This window comes from Ruegeria sp. F11 (genome assembly GCF_056533855.1).
The window spans coordinates 152213-172636 of the sequence record NZ_JBQFOW010000011.1 but is presented as its reverse complement, the minus strand read 5'-3'; the positions used below and the strand labels follow the sequence as shown (position 1 = coordinate 172636).

The window sequence follows — 20424 nt, the reverse complement described above, 5'->3', positions numbered from 1 at the left end:
ATGGACCAGTCGCCGTGCTTCGCCACACACCCTACTGCCTGACAAGTGTCCGTTGGTCGTAAACCATTTATTTCCGTTGGCTTGAAGAATCCTGAGGACTTCGTTGTTCGTTTCTGATTGGGGGGCGATAGTTGTCGCCAGCAATCATTGCCGATGTGACCAAAACGGACATTGATACCTGCGAAGCAAGTGCCCGCTCTGGTCCGCAAAGCGGGTGTTCAAGTACCTCCTACGCCAGCGACATTACACGCATCCTTTCGAAACCACCCACCCAACCCTCAACAACCAGCCGCTTGCAGAGCTTACGAAATTCAGAAACAGTCCCGGCAAACCAACCAAGGGGGCCTGCATGGATCTGCGCGCCATTGCCATGGGGCTTGTGTTTGCCCTGATCTGGTCCTCGGCCTTTACCTCGGCCCGGATCATCGTGGCGGATGCCTCGCCGTTGTTTTCGCTGGCCCTGCGGTTTCTGATCTCGGGGCTGCTGGGCGTGGCGATTGCCCGGGCCATGGGGCAAAGCTGGCGCCTGACGCCGGGCCAGTGGCGCGCCACAATCCTGTTCGGGATTTGCCAGAATGCCCTTTATTTGGGTCTGAATTTCTATGCGATGCAAACGGTCGAGGCCTCGGTCGCGGCCATCATCGCCTCGACCATGCCACTACTGGTGGCGCTGGCCGGGTGGCTGTTGCTGGGCGAGCGGTTACGCCCGCTGGGCATCCTCGGCCTGCTGGCGGGGTTTGCCGGGGTCGCCCTGATCATGAGCAGCCGGATCAGCGCCGGTGTCGATCTGTTCGGCGTCCTGCTCTGCGGAATTGGCGCGTTGGCGCTGACCTTTGCCACGCTGGCGGTGCGGGGCGCGACCTCGGGCGGGAATTTCATGATGGTGGTGGGGCTGCAGATGCTGGTGGGCTCGGCCATCCTGTTCGTTGTCGCCCCGGTTTTCGAGACGATCCATATCCACCTGACCCTGCCCTTTGCGGTGGCCTTCGCCTATACCACGCTGTTTCCGGGTCTGCTGGCCACGCTGATCTGGTTCCTGCTGCTGGATCGCATCGGTCCGATCCGCGCCGCGACCTTCCACTTTCTTAACCCGGTTTTCGGCGTGACCATCGCCGCCATCCTGCTGGGCGAAAAACTTGGCCCGCTGGACCTGACAGGCGTTCTGATCACCACGCTGGGCATTCTGGCGGTGCAATTGTCGCGCCAACCTGCGCCAAAACCGGCCTGATCCGCCGCACGTCTGCGCGAGGTTACACAACAAGCCTTTGCTTTCGCCCGCCGAACCCCATCTACTGTGGCAAACCAAAGGAATCGGAGGAGCCATGACCCGATACACCAAAACCCCCGAGGCCATTGCCGCCCTCTCACCCGAGGAATTCCGCGTCACCCAGCACAGCGGCACCGAACGGCCTGGCACCGGCAAGCATCTGAACAACAAGGAGCCGGGTATCTATGTGGACATCGTCTCGGGCGAGCCGCTGTTTGCCTCGACCCACAAATACGAATCCGGCTGTGGCTGGCCCAGCTTCACCAAACCCATCATTCACGAACATGTGGAAGAGTTCCGGGACACGACCCATGGTATGATCCGGACCGAGGTGCGGTCGAAACACGGCGACAGCCATCTGGGCCATGTGTTCCCGGACGGCCCGCGCGACCAAGGCGGGCTGCGCTACTGCATCAACTCTGCCGCGCTGCGGTTCATCCATCGCGACCAGATGGAGGCCGAAGGCTATGGCGAATTTCTGATCCATGTGGAGGGCATCCAATGACCGAACATCGCGCCGTTCTTGCCGGGGGCTGCTTTTGGGGCATGCAGGACCTGATCCGCAAGCTGCCCGGCGTCACCCGCACAAGCGTCGGCTATACCGGCGGGGATGTGCCCAACGCCACCTATCGCAACCACGGCACCCATGCGGAAGGGATCGAGATTTTCTTTGATCCTGCCAAGATCACCTATCGGGAACTGCTGGAGTTCTTCTTTCAGATTCACGACCCGACCACGGTGAACCGCCAGGGCAACGACATCGGGATGAGCTACCGCTCGGCCATCTATTACTTCGATGACGCCCAGAAACAGGTGGCTTTGGACACCATCGCCGATGTGAACGCCTGCGGTTTGTGGCCCGGCAAGGTTGTGACCGAGGTCGAACCCGTCGGCGATTTCTGGCAGGCCGAGCCGGAACATCAGGACTATCTGGAGCGCATCCCCAACGGCTACACCTGCCACTTCCCGCGCACCGGCTGGGTCCTGCCCAAGCGCAGCGCGGCGGAATAACGCGCCCCGCCCCTTTCGCCCGGGCGAGAGGGGCTAACCCGTCGCAACCCTAGGCCTGCCGCTGGCCTCAACCGTGATCAGCGCTTCGACGAAAATCTCCTGCGCCTCGATCCGGGCGGTTCGGATATCGCGGTCCACGACGACCCGGATATCCGCAGCCCCGGCCTGGCGCACTTCGCCTTCCGCCTCTTGCCGCAACACGGATTCCAACAGCCCCAACGCCTCATCAGCCGAGGTGAAATCTTGTGGACCGTCCTCCAGATGCACGCGATAGCGCCCTTCGACCGGTGAGGTGACGGTGCCAGACCGGCGCAGCGTCAGCCGCCCGACAACCGCTCCGATGGCATTGGCGACCCCGGCATGCTCGGGCAGCACCATCCGACAATGCAGCCGTTCCCCGACAGCCGGGTAGTAACTTGGGGCAGAGGCACCAAGCCCCACCACATCCACATTCAGCGCGGCATCCAGCGCCAGCAATCCACGATGCTGCGCCAGACCTTTTTGCGTCAGAACATGCCGGGCGAGGTCCATTGGGGGAATGCCGAAATCCTCAGCCTCCTCCGCAAAAGCAGTCTCTAATAGGGTCAGACTGGTCTGTTCCGTAAGCTGATCCACGATCATCTGCGCCAGTTCCTCGGGCGTGCTGGCCAGCATATCGCCGGTTCCCACGCGTCGCCGCGAAATCAGTTCCAACGCCTTGCGCGCCGCATCCCCGTCCCAACTATCCAGCCGACCCAGCACATGGCTGGCATCCGACGGCGTGATACCCGAGACCTGAACGATCCCCCGATCCACCAACCGCCCCAGCGAACCGTGTTCTATACGGGTTCGCAACAGGCTGCTGAGCGGCAGAACTCGATCGCCGAGCCGGTCCAGCAACGCCTCCTCACGCGTGCCGATCCCGTCGGTGCGGATGCCCGGAACGCGCCGGGCAAAGCGGGTGTCATGCTCCCCAACCGTTGTGGCGCGCAGTTGCTCATCCAGAACCGCATGCACCACGTCGGGCGCTTCCGAGGCGATCAGCGACACCGGCAACACCCGCCTTGGGCCCAGAAACACGCCACCACCCAGACCTTCGGTCACCACATGCACCTGACTGTCACCGCCCAGACCATGGGTGCGCATCGCCACAGCCTCGACCATGGTCCGAAAGCCGCCAACCCGCGCGCCCGCGGGATCAATCGCCGGTTTGCCATCGCGGATCAACGCCACATCGGTGGTGGTGCCGCCAATATCGGACACCAGCGCCGTCTCAGTCCCGGTCAGCCAGCACGCGCCGACAATCGAGGCCGCCGGACCGCTGAGGATGGTTTCAATCGGCCGCTCGCGGGCCTGCTCGGCGCTCATCAACGCGCCGTCGCCGCGCACCACCATCATCGGCGCATCAATGCCAAGGTCGCGCAACGTATCTTGCGCCCGCCCAATCAGCCGGTCGATCATGCCGATCAGCCGCGCATTCAACACAGCCGTCACCGCCCGCTTCGGCCCGTTCAGCTTGGCTGACAGATGGTGCGAGCAGGTGACCGGCGCACCGGTCCTGTCGAGGATGATCCGCGCCACCTCCAGCTCATGCGCCGGGTTACGCGTAGCGAACTGCGCGGCCACTGCAAAGCCGGAAATACCTTTGTGAGAGTCTAAAAAGGCGTCAAGCGCCGCCACATCCAGCGGCGCTTTTTCCCCTCCGGCATGGGAATGCCCGCCAGCGATCACCAAAGCCGGGTCGCCCTTCAAGGCCTCCTTCAACCCGTGCTTCTCCAGATCGGCGTCCCGGAACCCCACATAGATCAGCGCCACACGCCCGCCCTGCCCTTCGACCAGCGCATTTGTGGCCAGGGTCGTCGATAGCGACGCCATCGAGATATCCTGCGGAGACACCTGCGCCTCATTCAGCACTGCCCGGATCGCCTTACCCACCCCAATCGCCAGATCCGCGCGCGTGGTCAGGAACTTGGCCGAGGCGATCACTTCACTCTCATCCCGGATCAAAACCGCGTCGGTATAGGTGCCGCCCGTATCCACCCCCAAAGCCAAAGCCATCGGGTCCTCCCATCTGTTCGCTGGACATGGGTGTAGCGGTTTCGACCGGCGCGTCCAGCCTGTTTGCGGCACTTAGGCCAGCCGTTTCACCGCCCAGCGCGCCGCATCCGCCACGGTTGGATCAGGATCATCGGTCAACGACTGCGCCACAGGCCGCAACTCGGCCCGGCCCGAGTTGCCAATGGCATAAAGAACATTGCGCACAAACCGGTCCCGCCCGATCCGCTTGATCGGCGAGCCCGAGAACTTTGCCCGGAACTCTGCATCGCTCAGAACCGCCAGCTCCGCCAGCAACGGTGCTTTCAGGTCATCCCGCGCGACATACCGCATATCACTGGCGGCAACCGCAAACTTGTTCCAGGGACAGGCGGCCAGACAATCGTCGCAGCCGTAAATCCGGTTGCCGAGCTTCGCCCGCAAGTCTTCGTCAACCGGCCCTTTATGTTCAATGGTCAGATACGAAATACAGCGCCTTGCGTCCAACTGATAAGGCGCCGGAAACGCATCCGTCGGGCAACTGTCCAGGCACGCCCGGCACGAGCCGCAATGATCCACCTCAGCCATATCCGTCGGCAAGTCCACAGTGGAAAAAACAGAGCCTATGAAGGCCCAATTACCCCAATCCCGGCTGACAAGATTGGTATGCTTCCCCTGCCAGCCCAGCCCCGCAGCATGACCCAACGCCTTTTCCGGCACCGGCGCGGTATCGACAAACACCTTAACCTCACCCCCGGCTTCCGCAATCAACCACCGCGCAAGCCGCTTCAGCCGTTTTTTGACCAGATCGTGGTAATCCTTGTTCTGCGCATAAACCGAGATCGCCCCCCGCTCCGGATGCGCCAACACCCCGGTCGGATCATGCTCGGGCGTATAACTCTCGGCCAGCATGATCACCGACTGCGCCTCGGGCCACAGCACCGCCGGATCGCCGCGCCAATAGGTCCGCTCTGCCATCCACCCCATCTGCCCATGATAGCCCGCCTGCAAAAACGCCTCCAACCGCGCGGGCACCTCAGGCACATCCCAAGGACGGCATATCCGGCAAGCCACAAACCCCTCGGAAAGGGCCTGTTGCACAAGCCTTTCCTTCAACTCCGATCCGCTCTTCATCTGTCCACAAATATCCTCGGGGGGAAGCGCGCCTGCGCGATGGGGGGCAGACAGCCCCCCCCCTCTAACCTATCAGAAATCCAGATCGGCGTAATGGGGCGGGGGTCGGAACCCCGGCACCTGATCCGCCAGGATCGAGCGGAACGCAGGCCGCGACTTAATCTTGGCGTACCAATCCTTCACCGCCTGCGAGCGGTTCCAGTCCACATCCGAGATGTAATCCAGCGCCGACAGATGCGCGGCTGCCGCGAAATCGGCCAGCGTCATCTGATCCCCCACCAGCCAACGCCGGTGGTCCAGCAGCCAGGCCATGTAATCCAGATGGTACTTAATCGCCCGCGCGCCTTCCTTGACGTTCTTGCTGTCCGGATAGCCCTCACCCGTCACCTTCTTGTTCACCCGCTCATAGAGCAGCTTCGAGGTAACCTCGTGGTGGAACTTGTCGTCGAACCAGCCGACCAACCGGCGCACTTCGAACCGCGCCTCGGGGGTCTTGGGCATCAGGGGCGGCTCCGGGCGGGTTTCCTCGATATACTCACAGATGGCGGTGCTTTCCGACATCGTATGCCCGTCCAGCCGAAGCACCGGCACTTTGCCCGCCGGATTGCGGCGCAGGAAATCGGGGTCCTGCTCCCAGTACCTTTCCTCGACCAGCTCAACCTCGATCTTCTTTTCCGCCAGCGACAGACGGACCTTGCGGCAGTAAGGGGAGAGGGGGACGTGAAACAGACGCGCCATGAGCTTCCAATCGAACCAATGAGTACTCTTCTGCTTTAGCCTTGGCAGGGCGGTGGTTTCAATCCTCGAAACAATCCGCGCGACCATCTGCGCGGATGGTGGCCGCCCCGTCCAGAATCGACGCAGCCCGACGACGGGTCCGAACCGATGGGTCCGTGACCGACCGATTGCGGGGCGAGGGCAAAATGGCCGCGATCCGCGCCGCCTGGACCGAGGTTAATTTTGCCGCGCTCGTGTTGAAGTTCTTGCTGGCCGCTGCTTCGACCCCGAACAGCCCGGTGCCGGTTTCGGCCACGTTCAGATAAACCTCAAGGATACGCTGCTTGCTCCAGAAGATTTCGACAACCGGCGTGATCGAGGTTTCCAGCGCCTTGCGCACCCAACTGCGGCCCTGCCACAGGAACACATTCTTCACCACCTGCTGCGTGAGGGTCGAGGCACCGCGACTGCCGCCATCCTCCAGCGCGTCCCGGATGGCTTCGACGTCAAACCCCCAATGCAGGCAAAAATTGGCATCCTCAGCCGCCACCACCGACCGCGCCATGATCGGAGAGATCTCTTCAATCGGCACCCAATCCCGCTCGACCTTGCCCAGACGCCGCCATTCGGACCAGATTGTATGGGTGATCGGCGGGTTCACAACGGAATACAGCAGCACGAGCGCCACAACAAAGACCACTACGCCAAAAACACCGCGCATCACCCAGCGGCGAACGCGTTTCACCAATGGGATTTTCCTGCTGGATGCCTTACTTTTTTTACCGCGAGATTTGCGGGCTGCCTTCTTTGCCATGGTCCAGCTATACGACGGGCTACGCGGGTTTGAAACGGCTTAAATCGCGATGGCGCGCGCCTCGCGCGGGTGCACGACGGGGCGGGCGGTTTCCGGCAGGACCGGGTCGCGGGCACGCAATTCCGGGAACAGGCGGAATATTTCGGCCTGCACCTCACGCTCGGGCCGCGAAACCGCATGGCCTGGATAGTAGCTTTCGCTTTTTGCCCCGTTGGCGATGATGATTTCGTGCTGGGCAAACAGCAGGTGGATATACTCGACCTCGCCGCCTTCGACCCGCGTGACGGTCTCGCCATTCACCAGGCAATGGGCGGCAATCAGCGCCTCGGCATGGCCAAAATGCAGCGCGGCGCGCCAATCCTCGATCAGCATCCGGTGCTGCGGTGACACGATCAGGGGGCGGTCCAACCCAAGAACCCCGGCCTCGAAGCGCACGGGGGCCAGTTTGCCCTCGGCCACCACAGTTGTTTTGCCGATCCACAACAGGGGCTGCGGCCCGTTATCGGCGGTCAGAACCAGATCGCCGGGTTTCAGCGCCTCAACCGGGCGTTCTCCGTCCGGCGTGGCAATCATGGTGCCCGGTGTAAAGCAGGGCGGCCCAAGGTCACCGCCCGCGATATCCACCGAGCCAAAGGACGCGCCGGTATCGCTGGTATCGGTGATGGACGAGGACACAAACGTACCGTCCTGAAGAACCTGAGTGCCCGAGGGGGTAAACACCTCGCGCCCGTCGGCCAGATAGAAGGTGACGCCCGTATATGTGACCTGCGACCCGTCGCTCAGTTGCACCGTCACCATGTCGTCGAAATAAGTCGCCGTAATGTCAGAGCCGTCGACCGAATCCCCAACGCCTGCGCCGCCAAGCCGGTTGATCAACCCGTCGTCATTCTGATCGACAATGTCAAAGCTCTGCACCGTCAGAGTAGAGCCAACCACCGTCCCGTTCGCCCCCGGATTGGCCGGGTCGAGCACAAAAAACTGGTCCGTATAGGTCGTTGGCATCCGACAACTCCACTTCACTCACATCCGCCGGATTGCAGGCTGCCTGCAATTCCTGAACAAACTATGACCAAAGCTAGGTGTTTTCGGCTACGCCGGGCAAGAATTGGGCAGCTGTTACGCGCCCAAAAGTAAACCTTGCGTGTCATTTCAAACACGCAAGGCTTGGATTTTGCCCGTATCAGAGCCTATTCGGCAGGAACGGCCGCAGCTTCGGCTGTCAGAGGATGGCTCAGTTTGTTCAGCATCTCTTTCGGGCAGACCTGCAGGAAGTTGGATTTTTCAACATCCCAATGCTGCAGAATGTCGGCGGCCTTGCGGCTATGGGTTTCCTGCGCGTGGCGTTCGATCAGAGTTTTCATCTGATCCATCCAATGGTCCACCGTCACCAGACAGGTGACGAGCGTTTCCATGTTCATCAGCGCCTCAGCCTTGCCGTCCGGGTCATAAAGATAGGCCATGCCGCCGGTCATGCCTGCGCCAAAGTTGGCCCCGATATCGCCGAGGATCACCGCCACACCGCCGGTCATGTATTCACACCCGTTCGAACCACAGCCCTCGATCACCACTTTCGCGCCCGAGTTGCGCACCGCAAACCGCTCACCCGCGCGGCCCGCCGCAAACAGGTGGCCGTCGGTGGCACCGTACAGCACGGTGTTGCCGATGATCGTGTTGTCGTCGGCCTTCAGCGGGCTGACCTGCGGCGGGCGCACGACGATCATGCCGCCGGACAGGCCCTTGCCGACATAATCGTTGGCGTCACCCGACACTTCCAGTTTCAGACCGGGTGCCGCAAAGGCCCCCAGCGACTGACCGGCCGAGCCCTGCAGTTTCACATGCAGATGGTCGTCCTGGAAGGTGTTCCGCATCCCGAAATTCTGCACGATATGGCTGGAAACCCGCGTTCCCACCGTCCGGTGCGTGTTCTGCACCGCGTAAGACAGTTGCATCTTCTCGCCGTCTTTCAGGAACCGCGCCGCATCGCGCACGATCTCGGCATCCAGCGTATCGGGCACCGGGTTGCGATCCTTGTCGCGGTTATAGACGATGTCATGCGCGCCATCGACAGTGATCAGCAGCGGGTTCAGATCCAGATCGTCCAGATGCGCCGAGCCGCGGCTAACCTGCGCCAGTAGATCGGCCCGCCCGATGATCTCATCAATCGAGCGCGCACCCAAGCTGGCCAGCAGCTCGCGCACTTCCTGCGCGTAGAAGGTGATCAGGTTGACGACCTTGTCGGCGTTGCCGGTGAACTTGGCGCGCAGGGATTCGTCCTGCGTACACACACCAACCGGGCAGGTGTTCGACTGGCACTGACGTACCATGATGCAGCCCATCGCGATCAGCGCGGCGGTGCCGATGCCATATTCCTCGGCCCCCATCATCGCTGCCATGACGATGTCACGACCGGTCCGCAGGCCGCCATCGGTGCGCAAGGTCACGCGGTCGCGCAGGTTGTTCATCGCCAGAACCTGATGCGCCTCGGTCAGGCCCATTTCCCACGGCAGGCCGGCATATTTGATGCTGGTCGCGGGCGACGCGCCTGTGCCGCCATTGTGACCCGAAATCAGGATAATATCCGCTTTCGCCTTGGCGACCCCGGCAGCAATCGTGCCTACGCCCGAAGACGCCACCAGCTTCACCGTCACCTTACAGCGCGGGTTGATTTGCTTGAGGTCATAGATCAGCTGCGCCAGATCCTCGATCGAGTAGATGTCGTGATGCGGCGGCGGCGAGATCAGCGTCACGCCTTTGGTCGAATGCCGCAGACGCGCGATCAGGTCGGTGACTTTCATGCCGGGCAACTGGCCACCCTCACCGGGTTTTGCACCCTGAGCGACCTTGATCTCAAGCTCTTCACACTGATTCAGATATTCGGCGGTGACACCAAACCGGCCCGAGGCCACCTGCTTGATCTTGGCTGAAGGATTGTCGCCATTGGGCTCCGGCACGAAATGCGCCGGGTCTTCCCCACCCTCGCCACTGTCGGATTTCGCACCGATCCGGTTCATCGCCACGTTCAGCGTCTTATGCGCCTCGGGCGACAGCGCGCCCAGCGACATGCCCGGCGTGACGAACCGTTTGCGGATCGAGGTGATCGATTCGACTTCTTCAATCGGCACCGGCTTGCCCAGCGGTTTGAAATCCATCAGGTCGCGCAGATGGATCGGCGGGTTCGACTGCATCTTGGCCGAGTATTGCTTCCACAGCTCATATGAGGCCCGATTACAGGCCATTTGCATCATATGCATCGAGGTCGCTTCCCACGCGTGGGTCTCACCCGATTTGCGCGCCTTGTAGAAGCCGCCGATGGGCAGCACGTCCAGACCGCTGTCCCAGCCTTTAGCATGAATCTCCTCGGCCTTGGCCTGAATGCCGGTGACGCCGATCCCAGAAATCCGGCTGGTCATGCCGGGGAAATACTCGGCCACCATGGCGCGGCTCAGGCCCACGGCCTCAAAGTTCAGACCGCCGCGATAGGACGAGATCACCGAGATTCCCATCTTGGCCATGATCTTGAGCAAGCCCTGATCAATCGCCTCGCGATAGCGCGCGACGTTTTCGGTCAGCGTCCCATCCAGCAATCCGCGATCAATCCGATCCGCCAGCGAATCCTCGGCCAGATAGGCGTTCACCACGGTCGCGCCACAGCCGATCAGGACCGCGAAATAATGCGGATCGACGCATTCCGCCGAGCGCACGTTCAGCGAACAGAAGGTCCGCAGACCTTGACGCGTCAGGTGCGAATGCACCGCGCTGGTCGCCAGGATCATCGGCATCGCAACCCGACCCGCGCCCGAGTTCGTATCGGACAGCACCAGATGCCCCGCGCCGGAACGCACGGCCTCTTCGGCTTCGGCTCTGATACGGGCCAAAGCAGCGCTCAGCGCGCTACGTCCCGACTCAAAACTGCAGTCGATCTCGACCAGCGGCGCGTCAAAGTTTTCGACCAGCTTGTCCCATTGCGCGTTGCCGACAAAGGGGCTTTCCAGCACTACGATCTCGGTCTGGCTGCTGTCTTCGTCCAGCACGTTTTTAAGGTTGCCGAACCGGGTTTTCAGCGACATCACCCGGTATTCGCGCAAGGAGTCGATCGGCGGGTTGGTCACCTGACTGAAATTCTGCCGGAAGAAATGGCTGAGTGGACGGTATTTCTTGGACAGAACCGCCGAGGGCGTATCGTCGCCCATCGAGGCCAGCGATTCCTTGCCATCCTCGGCCATCGGGGCCAGAATCTGCTCCAGCTCCTCAATCGAATAACCGGCCGCAATCTGGCGTTTGCGCAGTTCTTCACCTGTGTAGATTGGTGCTTCAACCACTCCGGCAAGGGATTCGTCCAGATCGTGAATCTTACCGACCCATTCGCCAAACGGCAGCGCCCGCGCCAGCTTGTCCTTGATCTGCTTGTCGCGGAACAGCTTGCCCTTCTTCATATCCACGGCCAGCATCTGACCCGGCCCAAGGGCACCTTTTTCGGTCACACTGGCCTCGTCAATCGGGACCATTCCGGCCTCGGATCCGGCGATCACCAGACCGTCGCCGGTGACCACATAACGCATCGGGCGCAGGCCGTTGCGGTCAAGACCGGCGCAAACCCAGCGACCATCAGTCATCGCCAAGGCGGCGGGGCCGTCCCATGGCTCCATCACCGAGTTGCAGTAGGAATACATGTCGCGCCACGCCTGCGGCAGCTCGACCGCCTGCTTTGACCAGCTTTCCGGCACCAGCATGGTTTTCGCCATGGGCGCGGACCGGCCCGCGCGCACCAGAACCTCGAAAACCGAGTCTAATGCAGCCGAATCCGACGACCCACCAGCGATGATCGGCTTGATGTCTTCGGCATAGTCACCGAAGCTGGCCGACGCCATGCGGATCTCATGGCTTTTCATCCAGTTGATATTGCCCTTCAGCGTGTTGATCTCACCATTATGCGCCAGCATACGGAAGGGCTGGGCCAGCCACCATTGCGGGAAGGTGTTGGTGGAATAGCGCTGGTGGTAGATCGCAAAGGCCGACTCAAAACGCTCATCCATCAGGTCGGGGTAGAATACGGCCACCTGCTCGGCCAGCATCATGCCCTTGTAGATGATCGACCGGCAGGACAGCGAAGCCAGATAGAGGCCGGAGATTCCGCCCGCCAAAGCGGCCTTTTCGATCCGGCGGCGAATGACATAAAGCTCCCGCTCGAACGTCTCTTCGTCCACGCCTTTGGAGTTCGAGATCAAAATCTGCTCGATCTCGGGCCGGGTCGCATTGGCCTTGTCGCCCAGACAGGTCACATCGACCGGCACATGCCGCCAGCCGTAGATGTAGTAGCCCATGCGCAGAACTTCGGTTTCCACGATGGTCCGGCATTGTTCCTGCGCGCCGAAATCGGTGCGGGGCAAGAAAACCTGACCAACCGCGACCAGCTCATCCATGTTCGGCTCATGGCCGGTGCGACGAATCTGGTCATAGAAGAAGCGGGCCGGGATCTGCACATGGATGCCCGCCCCGTCGCCGGTCTTGCCATCTGCGTCTACCGCTCCGCGGTGCCAGATCGCCTTGAGCGCGTCGATACCTGCGTCCACAACCTTGCGGCTTTTCTTGCCGTCCAGCGAAACCACAAGACCCACACCGCACGAGGAATGCTCTTCCTGCTCGGAATAGAGACCGTTTTCGGCCATCCACTGGCGTTTGGCTTCTTCGGCCCGCACCCAATCGGCATCATATTTGGTCATTGGCTGTCTCCTTCTTGCGGCTCAGCGAACATGGCTTCGAATTCGGCTGTCGTCATCTGCCGATGCTTGCCCGCGAACGCGTACCCGTTGGGCTTTTTGTCGATAAAGAGTTCTAGTTCCAGCGCATGGCCTGTGTCATCAAACAGGCCCGCCGCGATATGTGTCTGCCCGTGCATCTCGCCGGGCAGCGTGAGCCGGTACCACAGCGTCGATCCGCACTCGGCGCAAAAGGCGCGCTCGGCCCAGTCGGACGAGGTGAAGGTTTTCACCGGACCCAGCGCGGCATATCCGGGTTCGGCCTGAAACGCGATAAACATGGAGCTGGTCCAGCGGCGGCACTGATCGCAGTGGCACGCGCCCAGTTCGTCTTGCGCTGGGGTCGCAGTCACGGTGACCGCGCCGCACATGCATTGGCCTTGCAATTCGGGCATCTGCGCCTCCTGATCGCTGGGGTTATTCGGCGGCTATGGTCGCCTTGGCATTGAACCGGTCAATAATCGCATCCGCACAGTCACGGCCGTCGCGGATCGCCCACACGACCAGAGAGGCCCCGCGCACGATGTCACCGATGGCATAGACGCCTTCCATCTCGGTCTCACCAGTTTGGAACGCGGCTTTGACGGTGCCCCAGCGTGTCACGGGCAGGTCGGGCTGACCGAACAGGGTGGGCAGGTCTTCGGGCTCAAAACCCAAAGCCTTGATCACCAGATCGGCGTCCTCGACGTAATCGGCACCTTCGATCACCTCAGGCGCCTGACGGCCCGAAGCGTCGGGCTGACCCAGACGCATCTTTTGCACCATCACGCCCTGCACCTTGTCGTCGCCGGTAAAGCCCTTGGGCGCGCTGAGCCATTCGAAGATCACGCCTTCTTCTTCGGCGTTCTGGGTTTCGCGCTGCGAGCCCGGCATGTTGGCCCGGTCGCGGCGGTACAGACATTTGACCGAAGTCGCGCCCTGACGGACCGATGTCCGCACGCAATCCATCGCGGTGTCGCCACCGCCGATCACCACGACCTTCTTACCTGCGGCATTCAAACGGCCATTGTCGAAATCTTCGACCGCGTCGCCAAAGCTCTTGCGGTTCGAGGCGGTCAGGAAATCAATGGCCTTTTCGATCCCGCCCAGCCCGCTGCCGGGCATGGACAGGTCGCGCGACTTGTAGACGCCGGTCGCGATGATCACCGCGTCATGCTTGGCACGAATGTCTTCGAACTTCGTGGCGTCGACGTCGCAATTCAGCTCGAACGTCACGCCGCCATCGGCCAGCAGGTCATTACGACGCTGCACGATGTCCTTTTCCAGCTTGAAACCGGGGATGCCGTACATCAGCAGACCTCCGGCGCGGTCATAGCGGTCATAAACCGTCACCTGAATGCCAGCGCGGCGCAGCATGTCTGCGGCAGCCAGACCACCGGGACCGCCGCCGATGATACCCACGCTCTCGCTGCGTTCGGCGGTTGGAACCACCGGCTTGACCCAGCCTTTGTCCCATGCGGTGTCGGTGATGTATTTCTCGATCGTACCAATGGTGACCGTGCCGTGGCCGGATTGCTCGATCACGCAATTACCTTCGCACAGGCGGTCCTGCGGGCAGATACGGCCGCAGATTTCCGGGAAGGTGTTGGTGGCCTGACTGGTCTGATAGGCCTCTTCCAACCGGCCCGTCGCGGTCAGGTTCAACCAATCGGGGATATTATTGTGCAGCGGGCAGTGCGACTGACAATAGGGCACACCACACTGGCTGCACCGGCTGGCCTGCTCGGCGGCTTTTTCGGCCGCGAATTCGGCATAGATTTCGTCAAAGTCTTCCTTGCGGTCATCCGCAGCACGCTTTTCCGGCATGACACGGTCGATCTGCACAAATTTCAGCATCGGTTGCTTGGCCACGGGTCAGACTCCATGAATTGGCTTGGTCGGACCTCTTTACGGGATGAGACTTTGGATGAAAAGTAAACTATGTTGACCTAAATGGGAAAAATTCCGCCATGTCGATCAAATATCCGGAAAACCGCCGTGTTTTTAGTTCCGATCCGGACCTATCTACACGCTTTCCTTTTCCCGGCCGCGCTTATACCCATTGAACACAAAGAAAACGGGGCGGCAGCACGGCAGGGCAGATGAGTCTCTTTCACTTGATTCTCGTGGCAATCATACAGGGAATTACCGAATTTTTGCCAATCTCCTCGTCAGGTCATCTGATCCTGCTGCCCACCCTGACCGGGATGCAGGATCAGGGGCAGGCGATCGACGTGGCGGTGCATGTGGGCACTTTGGGCGCGGTGGTCCTGTACTTCTGGTCGGACGTCAAACAGGCCATCGCCGGAACGCCACGCGCGCTGACCGGGCGCACCGATACGCCGCAGGCGCGACTGGCGCTGGGGCTAATCGTCGCCACCATTCCCGCCGTGATCGTTGGGCTTTTACTGCATGTCACCGGGCTGGCCGTGGCCATGCGATCGATCGCGGTGATCGGCTGGACGATGCTGGGCTTTGGCCTGCTGCTGTATTGGATGGACCAGAAGGGCCCCCAGACCAAAGAGGCGAAAGACTGGGGCCTGCGCGATGCCGCCATCATGGGCCTGTGGCAGGTTCTGGCGCTGATCCCCGGCACCTCGCGCTCAGGTATCACGATCACCGGCGCGCGGCAGTTGGGATACGCGCGCGAGGATGGCGCGCGGATTGCCATGCTGATGTCGATCCCGACGATCCTGGCCTCGGGTGCATTACTGACGCTGGATGTGATTGCCCAGGCCGATGCGCAACTGGCCAAAGACGGGGCGATTGCCGCCTGTTTTGCGTTTCTGTCGGCCCTTCTGGCGCTCAGCCTGATGATGCGGCTGTTGCGCAGCGTCAGCTTCACGCCCTATGTGATCTACCGCGTCGTTCTGGGCATCATCCTGCTGGTGATCGCCTATAGCTGATCAGGTCCGCAGGTTCCGGGCCGAGTTCTGGATGTCGTCATACTGACCCGAGGGGCGGAACTTCCACAGATACTCGGGCAGCACCGATTCAAGCGTCGTGGGCTCGATTCCCAGATCGGCAAAGCCTTTCGCACCCTCAGACACCACATTATCCCGACGCAGGTTCTTCAGCTGGTCGCGGGTCAGGATGTGATTTGGGAACAGCTGGAAGCTGACGAACTTCACCATGTCCAGAACACCCGCCATGATCCGGGCCACCCCGAACGGCATACCGATAATGACCCGGCGGCGGTGGATCACATCCAGCATTTGCTGCATCAGTGCGCGGAAGGATTTCACCTCGGGCCCACCCATCTCATACACACCGGGGCTCGCCTGCCCCAGAACGGCCAGTTCGGCCGCCTGAGCCACATCATCCACATAAACCGGCTGGAACTGTGTCCCAGCCCCGACCAGAGGTAGGAACGGCCCCATCCGGGTCATCCCGGCAAAGCGGTTGAAGAACTGATCTTCGGTCCCAAAAATGACCGAGGGGCGCAGGATCACGGCACCCGGCATATGGGTCAGCACACCGGCCTCCCCCAGCGCCTTGGTTCGCGAATACACGCTGTCCGAGTCCGCATCCGCCCCGATGGCAGACACATGGACCATGCGCGCCACGCCATTTTCAGCCGCCAGCCGCGCGATCCGCTCGGCACCTTCGGCCTGTACCGTGTCAAACGCGTTGTTGCCCAGTTCATTGAGGACGCCAACGCAGTTAACAACCGCATCCGCTCCCTGCATCGCCAGAGAAACCGAGGCATCGTCGCGGATATTGCACAGAACCGGCTCGACCTGGCCCACAGCACCATAGGGTTTGACAAACATCGCCTCGTTAGGGCGACGAACGGCCACCCGCACGCGCCACCCCTCATTCGCCATGCGCCGCGCGATATAGCGACCGACAAAACCCGATCCACCGTAGATCGTGACCAGCTTGGACATGAGAAGGCTCCTGCGAACTGAATGCGCCCTAGGATTAGCGCCGGGACCGTCGGCAAACAAGGCGCTAATTCGCCGCGCAACGCCGAGGTCCCGGTGTCGGATCAGAGCGCTGCCCAGCGGGGTTCAAAAAACTTTAAAGATTCTTCCCGAATCCGGTTGACGCCCCCCGTCAGTCGGCTTAAACGCCCCTCCACGACACCTGCCCAGGTGGCGGAATTGGTAGACGCGCTAGCTTCAGGTGCTAGTGTCCGTATGGACGTGGAGGTTCGAGTCCTCTCCTGGGCACCAAATCCCAACACGGCAAACAAACATTCACAGCGGCCGCAGATGTGGTCTCTGCGACCAGCACCTGTTGGCGGTCAGGACACAGACTGCTCTGCCACGACCTCACCAAACCGGGTGAAGAACTTGCCTGAGAGTTTCTTGGCGGTGCCCGCAATCAGGCGGCTGCCCAGCTGGGCGATTTTGCCGCCGACATCGACCTTGGCGGTGTAAGTGAGAACGGTTTCGGCCCCGTCTTCGGTCAGCGTCACCTCGGCACCGCCCTTGGCAAAACCGGCAGCGCCGCCCTTGCCTTCGCCCATCAATGAAAACCCGTCGGGCGCGTTCGAATTATCCAGCGTCACCTGACCGGCGAATTTTGCTTTGACCGGTCCGATTTTCAAGACAACCTTGGCCTCCAATTCGTCGGGTGAATTCTGGGTCAGTTCTTCACATCCCGGAATACACTCGCGCAGCACATCGGGGTTGTTCAGGGCCTGATAGACCACGTCACGCGGCGCGGCGATGCGGATTTCGTCACTCAGTTCCATTCGGATTTTCCTTTGTTCAGCAACATCTTGGGAAGACACGAAGCGCGGTTTCGGTCGCGTCTTCGAGGGTTTGTTCGGGGCGTTGGGACCAGAAGGCCGCCAACCGCTTACGCAAGCTTTTCATCATGGGACACCTCCGTGGACTTATCACTGTTTCGCCACATCACGATCTCGGCCAGAATGGACACCGCGATCTCGTGCGGATCAATGGCGTGGATGTCGAGCCCGGCGGGGGATTTGAGCCGCGCCACCCGAAGCGGGTCCATGCCTGCCGCGATCAGTTTTGCCGTCAGTGTATCGGCCTTACGGCGGCTGGCAACCATTGATACCCGCGCCGCATCGGTCTGCAGCGCCGCTTTCAGGGCCGCGCCATCGCCCTGCCCTTGCGAGGCGACCACAACGAAATCCCGTGCCTCGATCCCCAGATCGGCGATCTGGTCCGGCGCGACCTGAGTATGTGTCGCATTGTCTTCGTCTGTTACGCAGACGCGAAACCCGGCCAGCGCCGCATGATCGGCAAGAGCGGTGGCGATCGGAGACTCTCCGAAAATCACCAGACGCGGCGCCTGCTGGTAGGGCTCGACCAAAAGATCGACGGTTCCGCCCGAAGGGCATCCGCTTTTGAAAGTCTGAACGCCGTCAGGGTCCGTCATATTCACCACCTTTTCCGAAGGTTTAACCCGGATCAGTTGCGGTGCGCCGGTGGCCAGAGCCTCTTGTGCCGAGGCCCGGACCGCCCGCTGCACGCAAGCCCCGCCCAGATGGCCGAGGATTCGACCGTCTCGCGTAACCGCCGCCTTGCCACCCGCCTTGGCCGAGGTCGCATCCGCCGTGCGCAGCACCGTCGCGACACAAAAGGCGTCTCCGGTCTTTCGCAACTGATCTATGGTGTCGAAAATGTCGAAACTGGCCATCTCGGCCTCCTTTCACAGTTTGCGAAATTGCGGCTCAAGCGCCGCCAGTGCATCCAGCGTATTGGCGGGCAGATGTGCGTCTAAGTATGGTTCCGCCGCCTGCATCGCCGCCGCAATAGGCTGGTAGTTCTGCCAGCCTTTCAGCGGATTCAGCCAAACAATGCGCCGCGCCTTGCGCCGGATGCGGGCCAGAACATCGCCCAGCGCGTCCGGATCAGAACTGCAATACCCGTCCGACAGGATCAGCACGATGGTGCGGCCATTCAGGGCGCGCGCGCCATAGCCGTTCAGAAAGCTCTCAAGACTGCCAGAGATATCGGTGCCGCCGCCAAACCCCTCGGCCATCAGAGACAGCCGTCCCGCAGCACGGATCGAATCGTGATCGCGTAGGGCGTCCGTGACCCGCATCAGACGGGTGTGAAACAGGTAGGCATCGGCTTCGGTTCCACTGCCGATCAAGCCTTTGAGAAAGGCCAGAAACACCCGCGAATACACGGTCATCGAACCGCTTACGTCGCACAGGGCCACGATGCGCATCGGACGCGGCGGACGGGCGCGGCGATAGAGGTCTATCGGCTCGCCCCCGCGCGCCAGACTGGCCCGTTGAATACGACGCATGTCCAGCGCAGGACCGCGCAGCGCCTTTTTCCGCCTCCGCGACCGGCGGTCTCGAATGGCGTGGGCCAAGCGTTCAGCCGCCATTTCCGCCTGTTTTAGGGTTTGTTCATCCATCACTTCCCGCAGGTCCCGGCGCGACAGGTTGGCCGTGCGGGTCGCAATCAGCTTCCCGTCCATCCCTTCGGCTTCCCCATCGCCCGGATCAGGAGTGGTGGCTGCCTGATCTGCATCCGCTTGCGTGTTTGTCTGTTCCTGATCCGAACCCTGCCAGATCATCGGTTTGGCGGCTTGCACGCGCACATGAGGTGTCTGGGCCGTGCCCGCGCGCTGCTTGCCCGCGTTGAACCAATACGCGTCGAACAGCTCATCAAACCGCCGCCAGTCCTCGGCATCCCCCGCCAGCAGCGAGCACAATGCCCGCCGCGCCTGATCCGCATCGGTCGCGTCCACAGCGGTCAGGGCCGCAAGCGCATCCCCGGTTTCCCTCGGCCCGACGCGCAGACCATTCAGGCGCAGGTGCGCGATGAACCCTGACATCCGGTCGGCAAGGCCCGTAGCCCGGGATGGAAAGCGCGTCGCCTGCATCACGCGACCTTCCCGATCAGGCGGTCCATGACTTCTGGCGGCGCGGCGTCATAGTCGGCGGCGGTCTTTAACAGACAGACCAGCGTGGCCTGCACCTCATCCCGAGACTGCGCCAGATCGTTGACCCCCAGCCCGGACAAGGCGGCGGCCCAATCCAGCATTTCGGCAATCCCCGGCATCTTCTCAAGGTCTTCCTTGCGCAGTGCCTGAACAACGCCAATGATCTGACGCGCCAACAGCGCCTCAACCTCGGGCATCCGCGCCCGCAGGATCGCCATCTCGGTCTCTTTCGACGGGTAGTCCAGAAAACTGTAAAGACACCGCCGACGCAACGCATCCGACAAGTCCCGCGTCCCATTGGCCGTCAGAATCACAATCGGCCGCGCCTTGGCTTCAACAGTTCCAAGCTCGGGAATGGTGACCTGAAAGTCGGACAGGATTTCCAGCAGATACGCGTCGAACTCCTCATCCGCCCGGTCAATCTCATCAATCAGCAAAACCGGAGGCACATCCTGCGAAATAGCCTCTAACAAGGGCCGTTTCAGCAGATAGGCGTCAGAAAACAACTGCGCCTCTCCAACCCCACCCTGCGCTTCGCTCGCTCGGATCGCCAACAACTGCCGCTGATAGTTCCACTCATAAATCGCGTGGCTGGCATCCAACCCTTCGTAACATTGCAACCGGATCAACCGAGCCTCAAGCCAAGCCGCCATCGCCTTGGCCACCTCGGTCTTGCCAACCCCGGCAGGCCCCTCCAGCAGCAAAGGCCGCCCCAAAGCCTGCGCCAAATGCAACGCCATCGCCAACCGATCATCGGCAACATAGCCCTGCGCGGCCAACCCGTTCTGCACATCACTCAAAGTCAAAACCAGGATCCATTCTTCATCTGGCTGAAAACATCCCGTGGGTCCAAG

General features: G+C 61.5%; 17 protein-coding genes and 1 tRNA gene. 5 read left to right on the top strand and 13 right to left on the bottom strand.

Annotation, left to right across the window (positions count from 1 at the left end; all coding sequences use genetic code 11):
* Positions 1–349 precede the first annotated feature (349 nt).
* The 3 genes from ACR0NJ_RS16155 to msrA all read left to right on the top strand — a co-directional run bounded on the left by ACR0NJ_RS16155 (position 350) and on the right by msrA (position 2278).
* Positions 350–1228, top strand: coding sequence for a DMT family transporter (locus tag ACR0NJ_RS16155; protein WP_480818157.1), 879 nt, complete (start codon positions 350–352; stop codon positions 1226–1228).
* Positions 1229–1322: 94 nt separating this feature from the next.
* Positions 1323–1772 carry a peptide-methionine (R)-S-oxide reductase MsrB gene (gene msrB / locus ACR0NJ_RS16150; protein ID WP_480818156.1) on the top strand — a complete coding sequence of 150 codons (450 nt, stop codon included), beginning with the start codon at positions 1323–1325 and terminating at the stop codon, positions 1770–1772.
* Complete coding sequence (msrA, locus tag ACR0NJ_RS16145) at positions 1769–2278, top strand: peptide-methionine (S)-S-oxide reductase MsrA (protein ID WP_480818155.1); 510 nt, start codon at positions 1769–1771, stop codon at positions 2276–2278. The genes msrB and msrA overlap by 4 nt, the downstream gene beginning before the upstream one ends.
* 33 nt (positions 2279–2311) lie before the next feature.
* Here msrA and ACR0NJ_RS16140 read toward each other — a convergent pair whose 3' ends face one another.
* From ACR0NJ_RS16140 to ACR0NJ_RS16105, 8 genes are all read right to left on the bottom strand, one after another.
* Positions 2312–4315 carry a hydantoinase/oxoprolinase family protein gene (locus ACR0NJ_RS16140; protein WP_480818154.1) on the bottom strand — a complete coding sequence of 668 codons (2004 nt, stop codon included), beginning with the start codon at positions 4313–4315 and terminating at the stop codon, positions 2312–2314.
* A gap of 72 nt (positions 4316–4387) precedes the next feature.
* Complete coding sequence (gene queG / locus ACR0NJ_RS16135) at positions 4388–5425, bottom strand: tRNA epoxyqueuosine(34) reductase QueG (protein ID WP_480818153.1); 1038 nt, start codon at positions 5423–5425, stop codon at positions 4388–4390.
* 72 nt (positions 5426–5497) lie between these two features.
* Entirely contained in the window at positions 5498–6163 is a 666-nt protein-coding gene (fzlA, locus tag ACR0NJ_RS16130) for an FtsZ-binding protein FzlA (protein ID WP_480818152.1), read from the bottom strand.
* Between the two features lie 58 nt (positions 6164–6221).
* The gene (gene mtgA, locus ACR0NJ_RS16125) at positions 6222–6956 is read right to left on the bottom strand and encodes a monofunctional biosynthetic peptidoglycan transglycosylase (protein ID WP_480818151.1); all 735 of its coding nucleotides are present in this window, start codon (positions 6954–6956) and stop codon (positions 6222–6224) included.
* 39 nt (positions 6957–6995) lie between these two features.
* Positions 6996–7958, bottom strand: coding sequence for a Hint domain-containing protein (locus ACR0NJ_RS16120; protein WP_480818150.1), 963 nt, complete (start codon positions 7956–7958; stop codon positions 6996–6998).
* Between the two features lie 185 nt (positions 7959–8143).
* Entirely contained in the window at positions 8144–12676 is a 4533-nt protein-coding gene (gene gltB / locus ACR0NJ_RS16115; RefSeq protein WP_480818149.1) for a glutamate synthase large subunit, read from the bottom strand.
* A complete protein-coding gene (locus ACR0NJ_RS16110; RefSeq protein ID WP_480818148.1) occupies positions 12673–13107 on the bottom strand; it encodes a GFA family protein in 435 nt (144 codons plus the stop codon). Before ACR0NJ_RS16110 ends, gltB begins: the two co-directional genes overlap by 4 nt.
* A 22-nt stretch (positions 13108–13129) precedes the next feature.
* The gene (locus tag ACR0NJ_RS16105; RefSeq protein WP_480818147.1) at positions 13130–14563 is read right to left on the bottom strand and encodes an NAD(P)-dependent oxidoreductase; all 1434 of its coding nucleotides are present in this window, start codon (positions 14561–14563) and stop codon (positions 13130–13132) included.
* A gap of 230 nt (positions 14564–14793) precedes the next feature.
* Here ACR0NJ_RS16105 and ACR0NJ_RS16100 point away from each other — a divergent pair, with 230 nt between their 5' ends.
* Positions 14794–15597 carry an undecaprenyl-diphosphate phosphatase gene (locus ACR0NJ_RS16100; RefSeq protein WP_480818146.1) on the top strand — a complete coding sequence of 268 codons (804 nt, stop codon included), beginning with the start codon at positions 14794–14796 and terminating at the stop codon, positions 15595–15597.
* Here ACR0NJ_RS16100 and ACR0NJ_RS16095 read toward each other — a convergent pair whose 3' ends face one another.
* Entirely contained in the window at positions 15598–16581 is a 984-nt protein-coding gene (locus ACR0NJ_RS16095) for a complex I NDUFA9 subunit family protein (protein WP_480818145.1), read from the bottom strand.
* A 201-nt stretch (positions 16582–16782) separates the two neighbouring features.
* Here ACR0NJ_RS16095 and ACR0NJ_RS16090 point away from each other — a divergent pair.
* Positions 16783–16869 (top strand) — tRNA-Leu (locus tag ACR0NJ_RS16090).
* Between the two features lie 71 nt (positions 16870–16940).
* On the opposite strand, the gene ACR0NJ_RS16085 is transcribed toward ACR0NJ_RS16090, so the two are convergent.
* From ACR0NJ_RS16085 to ACR0NJ_RS16070, 4 genes are all read right to left on the bottom strand, one after another.
* A complete protein-coding gene (locus ACR0NJ_RS16085) occupies positions 16941–17393 on the bottom strand; it encodes an SRPBCC family protein (protein WP_480818144.1) in 453 nt (150 codons plus the stop codon).
* A 107-nt stretch (positions 17394–17500) separates the two neighbouring features.
* On the bottom strand, positions 17501–18307 hold the full coding sequence (locus ACR0NJ_RS16080; protein WP_480818143.1) for an XdhC family protein: 807 nt from the start codon (positions 18305–18307) through the stop codon (positions 17501–17503).
* A gap of 12 nt (positions 18308–18319) precedes the next feature.
* Positions 18320–19510: a vWA domain-containing protein gene (locus tag ACR0NJ_RS16075; protein WP_480818172.1), complete on the bottom strand. Its 1191-nt coding sequence runs from the start codon at positions 19508–19510 to the stop codon at positions 18320–18322.
* Positions 19510–20376, bottom strand: a complete 867-nt coding sequence (locus ACR0NJ_RS16070) for an AAA family ATPase (protein ID WP_480818142.1) — start codon at positions 20374–20376, stop codon at positions 19510–19512. Before ACR0NJ_RS16070 ends, ACR0NJ_RS16075 begins: the two co-directional genes overlap by 1 nt.
* Positions 20377–20424: the final 48 nt, after the last annotated feature.